Here is an 8,355-nt window from a genome sequence, read left to right as displayed (position 1 = left end):
ATTATTTCTTCGATATCCAGTTTTCAATGAACAAATTTTGTTTGAGAGTAAACCTCTCAAAACTGAACAAAGGCAAACGATGTGTAGTCTTCCGAAATATTCCTTAGAAAGGAGGTGATCCAGCCGCACCTTCCGATACGGCTACCTTGTTACGACTTCACCCCAATCATCTATCCCACCTTAGGCGGCTGGCTCCAAAAAGGTTACCTCACCGACTTCGGGTGTTACAAACTCTCGTGGTGTGACGGGCGGTGTGTACAAGGCCCGGGAACGTATTCACCGCGGCGTGCTGATCCGCGATTACTAGCGATTCCGGCTTCATGTAGGCGAGTTGCAGCCTACAATCCGAACTGAGAGAAGCTTTAAGAGATTAGCTTAGCCTCGCGACTTCGCAACTCGTTGTACTTCCCATTGTAGCACGTGTGTAGCCCAGGTCATAAGGGGCATGATGATTTGACGTCATCCCCACCTTCCTCCGGTTTGTCACCGGCAGTCTCGCTAGAGTGCCCAACTAAATGATGGCAACTAACAATAAGGGTTGCGCTCGTTGCGGGACTTAACCCAACATCTCACGACACGAGCTGACGACAACCATGCACCACCTGTCACTTTGCCCCCGAAGGGGAAGCTCTATCTCTAGAGTGGTCAAAGGATGTCAAGACCTGGTAAGGTTCTTCGCGTTGCTTCGAATTAAACCACATGCTCCACCGCTTGTGCGGGCCCCCGTCAATTCCTTTGAGTTTCAACCTTGCGGTCGTACTCCCCAGGCGGAGTGCTTAATGCGTTTGCTGCAGCACTGAAGGGCGGAAACCCTCCAACACTTAGCACTCATCGTTTACGGCGTGGACTACCAGGGTATCTAATCCTGTTCGCTCCCCACGCTTTCGAGCCTCAGCGTCAGTTACAGACCAGAGAGCCGCCTTCGCCACTGGTGTTCCTCCATATATCTACGCATTTCACCGCTACACATGGAATTCCACTCTCCTCTTCTGCACTCAAGTCTCCCAGTTTCCAATGACCCTCCCCGGTTGAGCCGGGGGCTTTCACATCAGACTTAAGAAACCGCCTGCGCTCGCTTTACGCCCAATAAATCCGGACAACGCTTGCCACCTACGTATTACCGCGGCTGCTGGCACGTAGTTAGCCGTGGCTTTCTGGTTAGATACCGTCAAGGGATGAACGTTTTACTCTCATCCTTGTTCTTCTCTAACAACAGAGTTTTACGATCCGAAAACCTTCTTCACTCACGCGGCGTTGCTCGGTCAGACTTTCGTCCATTGCCGAAGATTCCCTACTGCTGCCTCCCGTAGGAGTCTGGGCCGTGTCTCAGTCCCAGTGTGGCCGATCACCCTCTCAGGTCGGCTATGCATCGTTGCCTTGGTGAGCCGTTACCTCACCAACTAGCTAATGCACCGCGGGTCCATCCATCAGTGACGCAAAAGCGCCTTTCAACTTTCTTCCATGCGGAAAATAGTGTTATACGGTATTAGCACCTGTTTCCAAGTGTTATCCCCTTCTGATGGGCAGGTTACCCACGTGTTACTCACCCGTTCGCCACTCTTTTTCTTTCGGTGGAGCAAGCTCCGGTGAAAGAAAAAGCGTTCGACTTGCATGTATTAGGCACGCCGCCAGCGTTCGTCCTGAGCCAGGATCAAACTCTCATAATGATTTGTTTGAATGACCATACGGTCATTAAGCTCATAAAAATTAACTTTGCTAGCTATTGCTTGCATGTATTTGTTTCAATAAATTGAAACGTCCTACACATTGGTTCGTTTGCTTGCTTTGTTCAGTTTTCAAAGGTCTACCGTGCTGTGTTAGCAACTTTTATATCATACCAGAGCGACAATTGATTGTCAACTCTTTTTTTAAAAGTTTTTTTCGCTCGTTGTTTTTCAACTTCGCAGCGGCTGTCTCAGCGACTTCATTAGAATAACAAATGATTTGTTATTTGTCAACAACTTTTTTTAATTAATTTTGTTGATGTATCAACATCGATTAACTGTTTTAAAATTGCGACTTCGTTATAATATCATCTGTTTCATTTTTGGTCAAGTCTTTTTTTGAAGTTTTTTCAAAAGCATTTTTGACCCGCTGACTCAATTGCCAACGTTGACTAATTTACCATTCTTCTTGACTCAGGTCAAGGAAATATTTGATTTTATTTACAAAAAGTTTTCAATAAAAAAAGGGCTCTATAATTTATGGGACTGATGAATCAGAATTGATTCTTCAGCCCCATTTTCATTTTAGGTATTAAAAAACATATCGTTCTCTAGTATGATTAAATCACCACAAAATAAACAACTGAGAGGACGATATGCTATATGAATGATTCTATCAAAAAAATGCTGAGAATAATAGAGAAAGATTTGATGATTACAGAGGTCTCTTACGAGACCCTTCAGAAGAAAAAGACGTTGGTCGTCGATGCTGTTCTCTCGCCTACTCCTCGTGCTTGTAGAAGTTGTGGTTCTACTGTGGTAGATGGAAGCGGGAAAGCAATTATAGTGAAAAATGGAAAAAAGGAAACGATTGTCCGTTTTGAACAATACAATCAGATGCCTTTGGTTATGCGCCTAAAAAAGCAACGCTATACCTGTAAAAACTGTCGCACCCATTGGACGGCTCAAAGTTATTTTGTCCAACCCAGACATTCAATCGCAAATCATGTTAGATATAAAATTGCTTCTTTACTGACTGAAAAAGTATCTTTATCTTTTATTGCGAAAAGCTGTCAGGTATCTTTGACCACCGTTATTCGTACGTTGAAAGAGTTTAAAAGCTATTTGCCAAAGCAATCTAAGAAGATTCTCCCCAGAGTATTGATGGTTGATGAATTTCGTTCGCACGCTTCCATAGAAGATAAAATGAGCTTTATTTGTGCAGATGGCGAAACAGGAAAATTAATTGATGTTTTGCCTACGCGTAAATTACCCCGATTAACAAGCTATTTCTTAGGGTGTACCAATCCAGAAGAAGTAGAATTCTTGGTTACAGACATGAACGCTGCCTACTTCCAGCTCACCAAACGTGTTCTGCCAAATGCGAAAATAGTGATTGATCGGTTTCATATTGTCAAACACATGAATCAAGCGTTCAATGAGTTGCGTATCCGTGAAATGAATGAACTTCGTAAAGCAGGACAGAAAAGCCAGGCAGAAAAACTGAAAAAGAACTGGCGCTTTTTGCTAAAAAATCGTGCAAGCATCAACCATTATGAGTACAAAACATGGAAAAGTTTCCGAGCACCAAAATACCCATTTCTCACTGAAGCAATGATGATTGATCGATTGCTTGAGTTTTCTGCGCCCCTAAAGGAGGCGTATCCCTTTTTTCATGAATTAGTCGAAGCCTTTCGAGACAAAGACCCTGACTTATTTTTCTCCTTATTGGCAGAACTTCCTGAAACGTTAGATGACGGCTTTCGGGAGAAGCTTCAAAACCTTCTCACCTATGAAGAAGGTATCACCAACGCAATGATCTATCCTTATTCCAATGGAAAAATTGAAGCGAAGAATACCCACATAAAGACAATGAAACGAGTATCCTACGGATTTAAATCATTCGAGAACATGAGAATTAGAATCTTTTTGATCAATCAATTAATCAATGTAAGATAACAAAAAATCTGAGCCAGAATGTGGTTCATTCTGACCCAGATTTGATTTTACGCAACTCATCAGTCCTTATTGACAAAGAGCCTAAAAAAAGACCGTCATAACGGTCTTCAGTCTTTTCACTAGTATACAGTTGCTAAAAGAACGGAACGCCTTCGATCTTATAGTCTTCAATGATCTTACGAAAGATATTGGGCTCTTCCCACGCATACCCCTCTGGCAGCTGTTGCGTTTGTCCTGCTTCTTGTGTTTCAAAAACAAATAAAGGAATATTTTGCGTATCAATATTTCCGTTTGTGAGTTCAACGAGTTCGATCGCTGTCACATCAAGGTGAATACGGTCTTTAAACAATTGTAAGATCGTAGCCAAGCCGGTTTTATCTTCAGAAAAATCCGTTGACGCTAATTCCGCAGTGCCTTCGTGTATTTGCATCAAAAATCGTTTCGAACCATTTGTTAAGTGCATCATAACTGTACCCGCTACTTTTTTGGATCCCAAAATACCCACCTCAGTTATTCATCTGTTTGTAAACTAATTTTAGCACATTTTCAGAAAATATGCACGATTATCTGTTGCTGTTTTCTTTTTCTAACATTTCTTTAGCTTCTTTCACCCACACTGGTAAAGCTTCTCCAACCGTACGGAAACCAATCCGCTTATTCTTATTTGTAAAGTAGCGTTTACGCTTAAAGGGTGGCTGAACAAAACTTGTTTCCAATGTACGGCGGGACAAACTGATCTTTTGGCTGTATTCGTCAATATCAATGATTTGTACACGGATTTTTTGGCCGATCTGTAAGACTTCATGGATATTTTTAGTAAACCCGGATTGGATCTCTGAAACATGGATCAAGCCTTGCGTTTCTTTATCTAACGAAACAAATGCACCATAGGGTTGAATCCCAGTGACTGTTCCTTCTATAATGTTCCCGATTTGATAATTCATAGTCTTTCCTCTCTTTTCCACTTTCATTATACTTGAACTAGTGGTAGATTTGAAGCATCAGAAACAACGTTACACAATATAGGAGGGAAACGCATGATCAATTTTGACAAAGTTCATCCGCGCTTAAATACCAATAGCGTCAAATGGGATACAATTGCAAAAACCTATAAGGAAGAAAACTTATTGCCGCTTTGGGTAGCCGACATGGATTTTCTGGCACCAGAACCAGTGAAAAAAGCGTTAGAAAAAGCAGTTGCCCAAGGGATCTATGGGTACTCCACCATCCCTGATTCGCTGCTTGAATCCATCATCGATTGGCAGCAAAGACGTCATGGTTATACCATCAATAAAGAAGCGATCCTTTTTAATAGCGGTGTCGTTCCTAGTATTGCACTAGCGATCCAAAGTTACACCCAAGAAGGAGATGCCGTATTGATCCACGATCCGGTTTACCATCCCTTTGCCCATGTTGTCAAAAACAATCAGCGTACCTTAATTCAAGAACCCTTATTGGAAAAAGATGGACGCTTCGTCATCGATTTTGATGCGATGGAACGAACGATCATCGAAAAGAAGGTAAAATTGTTTCTTCTATGTAATCCGCATAATCCTGGTGGCCGGGTATGGTCCAAAGAAGAACTACTGGCGATCGGCCGTATTTGTCAAAAACATCAAGTGATCGTTGTCAGTGATGAGATTCATCAAGACATCGTTTTTGCGCCAAATCACTTTGTTTCTTTCCAAACAGTTGAGCCAAACTTTGCCGATTTTTCAATCATCTTGACTTCAGCAACCAAGACCTTTAATTTAGCTGGGATCAAAAATTCGATGGTATTCATCAAAGATAAAACCTTGCGCAGCCAATTTTCAAAAACACAGGAGCGTAACGTTCAAGGGGAGATCAATACGTTTGGATTGATCGCTACTGAAGCAGCGTATCGTGAATCTGAAGAATGGTTAGAAGAACTATTGTCCTACTTAGAGGCAAATCGCACCTTTGTCTGTGACTTTTTGACTGACCAACTGCCAACCGTGTCGTTTCAAAAGCCTGAAGGAACTTACTTGATCTGGCTAGATTTTTCTGCCTATGGCCTAACGGACAATCAGCTACATAGAAAACTGATCAAAGAAGCCAGCGTCGTGTTGAATCAAGGAAGTATCTTTGGTCCCCACGGGAGTCACCATATGCGGCTAAACTTTGCCTGCCCTAAAGAGCTATTAGAAAAAGCACTCAATCAAATCGCCGCCGCGTTTAAAGACCAACCGATCGATTAACGCTTACGTGTAAAAAAAGAACCCTAAAGCTGCCATTTCAACGGTCTCCTGAGGATGACCGTTGAAACTGCTTTGGGTTCTTTTGTTTTATTCGCTGATTTCGATCGTTTCGATCACTACATCATGCACTGGACGATCTTGTGGTCCCCGTTGCACGCCAGCGATTTCATCAACAACTGACATTCCTTCGATCACATGACCGAAGACTGTGTGACGGAAATCTAACCAAGGAGTACCACCTGCTTGATAGGCTTCGATGATTTCAGCTGGATAACCAGCACCTTCTAATTGACCTAACATGTTGCTAGGAACATTTTGATTGTTGACGATGAAAAACTGACTGCCGTTAGTATTCGGACCAGCGTTTGCCATGGATAAAGCGCCACGAAGATTGAACAATTCTTTTGAAAATTCATCTTCAAAGTTGCCGCCATAGATGCTTTCGCCGCCCATTCCTGTACCAGTTGGGTCACCGCCTTGAATCATAAAATCAGGAATGACACGGTGGAAGATGATCCCATCGTAATACCCTTTTTTCGCTAATTCAACGAAGTTTTTGACTGTTTTTGGTGCCAATTCTGGGAACAATTGTACAACTACATCCCCACGATTGGTTTTGATGACTGCTTTATGGCCAGTTTGTTTTTCTAATGCTAACTGTGGAAATTCAGACACATTAACTCCTCCTTCTCTCTCATAAATCCATGATAGCAGAAAATTGAAAAAATGCTAGTTTGGATAATTTTTGCTATAATGAAGCTATTCGTACAACACGAACATGCTTCACCCCAACGTGCTTAGAAAAGAGGAATAACATGGATATTTTTGATATAACGATTATCGGCGCCGGACCTAGCGGGATGTTTTCTGCCTTCTATGCCGGTATGCGTAACGCCAAAACCAAGATCATCGACAGCTTGCCGCAATTAGGCGGTCAGCTTGCTACTTTATACCCAGAAAAATACATCTACGATATCCCAGGTTATCCGAAAATCAAAGCGGGCGATCTTGTCCAAAACCTGGAAAAACAGTTGACGACCTTCAATCACCAATATTGTTTAGAAGAAACCGTCTTGTCGGTCGAAAAACAAGAAGACTATATCGAAGTCACTACCGACAAAGGAATCCATTACTCGAAAGCCGTGATTTTGGCTTTAGGAAACGGCTCCTTCCAGCCGCGCAAACTGACTTTGCCAGAAAGCGAGCGGTTTGAAGGATACGGCTTAGACTATTTTGTCACCGATTTGATGAAGTATGCCGGACGCAAAGTAGCGATCGCCGGTGGCGGCGATTCTGCCATCGATTGGGCATTGATGCTGGAGCCGATCGCTAGTGAAGTCTACTTGATCCATCGCCGTCCTGAATTTCGTGCTCATGAACATAGCGTCAGCAAATTACAAGCTTCCGCCGTCAACATTCTGACTCCTTATGTGATTCAAGAGCTCCAAGGAGAGCAACGTTTGACTGGTGTCTCGTTGCAGCAAGTCAAGGGTGATGAAACGGTCAGCCTTTCATTGGATGCTTTGATCGTCAATTACGGTTTTTCTTCCACATTGAACATCAAGGATTGGGGCATGAAAAGCAGCCGCCAAGGAGTCTTCGTCTCTTCAGATATGAGCACGTCTGTTCCTGGGATCTATGGCTGTGGGGATGTCGTTTTATACGATGGAAAAGTCGACCTGATCGCTACTGGTTTCGGGGAAGCCCCAACTGCGGTGAACAATGCACTCCATTACATTGATCCCAAAACGCGGACGCAACCCGCCCACAGTACGAGTCTTTTTAAGGAGTAGCTGAGATGAAACAAGTTGGTCTTGCCACCTATACTCTCCCTTTACAGGGGAAGACCCTCACTGAGCAAATGGTTCAGTATCTGGAAGCCTTCGATCATGCCGAAACGGCGGTCCACAATCTAGCCGTTGCCCAAGAAGCCAAAGGATTGGCAGAACGGTTTCAAGTCAACGCGGACAAAGCTTACTCAGCAGGACTGCTGCACGATGTCAGCGTCGTCATCCCTAATGACCAGCGAATCGCCTTGCAGATAGCGGTAGGCGAACCGATCTTAGACGCGGAGCGGCAAGCACCTTTTTTGCTGCATCAGCAGCAATCCGCTTTGTTGGCAAAAACGGTTTTTCAGGTGTCTGACCCAGAGATTCTGTCCGCCATCAGCTGTCATACCACCTTAAAGGCCCAATATAGTCGTCTCGATCTGATCGTTTTTTTAGCCGACAAAATCAAATGGGATCGCAAAGATCAAGCACCTTTCTTAACCGGTTTATTAGAGCGCCTCGATGATTCCTTGGAATCTGCCGCTGGCTATTATATGGACTGGCTCTTTGCCGGTGACTTAGTGGTCCCCCATCCTTGGGCAGTGGCAGCCAAAGCAAAATTAGCAAACACCTAAATGTCAGAAGGGACTAAACCCAAACGGCATGGGCTGCAACTGGAATAGGGCACAACTTATGATTGCAATCCATCAGTCGCATGTTGACTTTTGAATAAACTATTTTTAC

At 43.5% G+C, this 8,355-nt stretch carries 7 protein-coding genes and 1 rRNA gene; 4 read left to right on the top strand and 4 right to left on the bottom strand.

Going from position 1 to position 8,355, the window contains the following annotated elements:
- Positions 1 to 107 precede the first annotated feature (107 nt).
- Positions 108 to 1,667: ribosomal RNA gene (locus IGJ17_RS02985) — 16S ribosomal RNA — on the bottom strand.
- 660 nt (positions 1,668 to 2,327) lie between these two features.
- On the opposite strand from IGJ17_RS02985, the gene IGJ17_RS02980 reads away from it, so the two are divergent.
- The gene (locus tag IGJ17_RS02980; RefSeq protein WP_422705353.1) at positions 2,328 to 3,623 is read left to right on the top strand and encodes an ISL3-like element ISEfa11 family transposase; all 1,296 of its coding nucleotides are present in this window, start codon (positions 2,328 to 2,330) and stop codon (positions 3,621 to 3,623) included.
- A gap of 133 nt (positions 3,624 to 3,756) precedes the next feature.
- Here the strand turns inward: IGJ17_RS02980 and IGJ17_RS02975 are convergent, their stop codons facing one another.
- Both IGJ17_RS02975 and IGJ17_RS02970 read right to left on the bottom strand, forming a co-directional pair.
- The gene (locus IGJ17_RS02975) at positions 3,757 to 4,119 is read right to left on the bottom strand and encodes a hypothetical protein (protein WP_008378091.1); all 363 of its coding nucleotides are present in this window, start codon (positions 4,117 to 4,119) and stop codon (positions 3,757 to 3,759) included.
- Positions 4,120 to 4,186: 67 nt separating this feature from the next.
- Positions 4,187 to 4,567 carry a CvfD/Ygs/GSP13 family RNA-binding post-transcriptional regulator gene (locus IGJ17_RS02970; RefSeq protein ID WP_008378090.1) on the bottom strand — a complete coding sequence of 127 codons (381 nt, stop codon included), beginning with the start codon at positions 4,565 to 4,567 and terminating at the stop codon, positions 4,187 to 4,189.
- Between the two features lie 93 nt (positions 4,568 to 4,660).
- Here IGJ17_RS02970 and IGJ17_RS02965 point away from each other — a divergent pair, with 93 nt between their 5' ends.
- Positions 4,661 to 5,842 (top strand): MalY/PatB family protein, encoded by a 1,182-nt coding sequence (locus IGJ17_RS02965; RefSeq protein ID WP_086333027.1) that lies wholly within the window; start codon positions 4,661 to 4,663, stop codon positions 5,840 to 5,842.
- Positions 5,843 to 5,929: 87 nt separating this feature from the next.
- Here IGJ17_RS02965 and IGJ17_RS02960 read toward each other — a convergent pair whose 3' ends face one another.
- Positions 5,930 to 6,517, bottom strand: a complete 588-nt coding sequence (locus tag IGJ17_RS02960) for a peptidylprolyl isomerase (protein WP_086333026.1) — start codon at positions 6,515 to 6,517, stop codon at positions 5,930 to 5,932.
- A gap of 140 nt (positions 6,518 to 6,657) precedes the next feature.
- On the opposite strand from IGJ17_RS02960, the gene IGJ17_RS02955 reads away from it, so the two are divergent.
- Positions 6,658 to 7,635, top strand: coding sequence for an NAD(P)/FAD-dependent oxidoreductase (locus IGJ17_RS02955; protein ID WP_008378083.1), 978 nt, complete (start codon positions 6,658 to 6,660; stop codon positions 7,633 to 7,635).
- Positions 7,636 to 7,640: 5 nt separating this feature from the next.
- Positions 7,641 to 8,246: a bis(5'-nucleosyl)-tetraphosphatase (symmetrical) YqeK gene (yqeK, locus tag IGJ17_RS02950; RefSeq protein ID WP_016619942.1), complete on the top strand. Its 606-nt coding sequence runs from the start codon at positions 7,641 to 7,643 to the stop codon at positions 8,244 to 8,246.
- The last annotated feature ends 109 nt before the right edge of the window (positions 8,247 to 8,355 follow it).

The organism is Enterococcus sp. DIV1096b, from assembly GCF_050498765.1.
Lineage (GTDB): Bacteria > Bacillota > Bacilli > Lactobacillales > Enterococcaceae > Enterococcus_D > Enterococcus_D entomosocium.
The sequence above is the reverse complement of the archived record's forward strand: the minus strand, read 5'-3'. Positions and strand labels throughout refer to the sequence as shown.

What these genes read in the sequence shown, in the direction of transcription:
- IGJ17_RS02980 (WP_422705353.1), top strand. Translation starts at nt 2,328, where the DNA reads ATGAATGATTCTATCAAAAAAATGCTGAGAATAATAGAGAAAGATTTG.
- IGJ17_RS02970 (WP_008378090.1), bottom strand. Translation starts at nt 4,567, where the DNA reads ATGAATTATCAAATCGGGAACATTATAGAAGGAACAGTCACTGGGATT.
- IGJ17_RS02965 (WP_086333027.1), top strand. Translation starts at nt 4,661, where the DNA reads ATGATCAATTTTGACAAAGTTCATCCGCGCTTAAATACCAATAGCGTC.
- IGJ17_RS02955 (WP_008378083.1), top strand. Translation starts at nt 6,658, where the DNA reads ATGGATATTTTTGATATAACGATTATCGGCGCCGGACCTAGCGGGATG.
- yqeK (WP_016619942.1), top strand. Translation starts at nt 7,641, where the DNA reads ATGAAACAAGTTGGTCTTGCCACCTATACTCTCCCTTTACAGGGGAAG.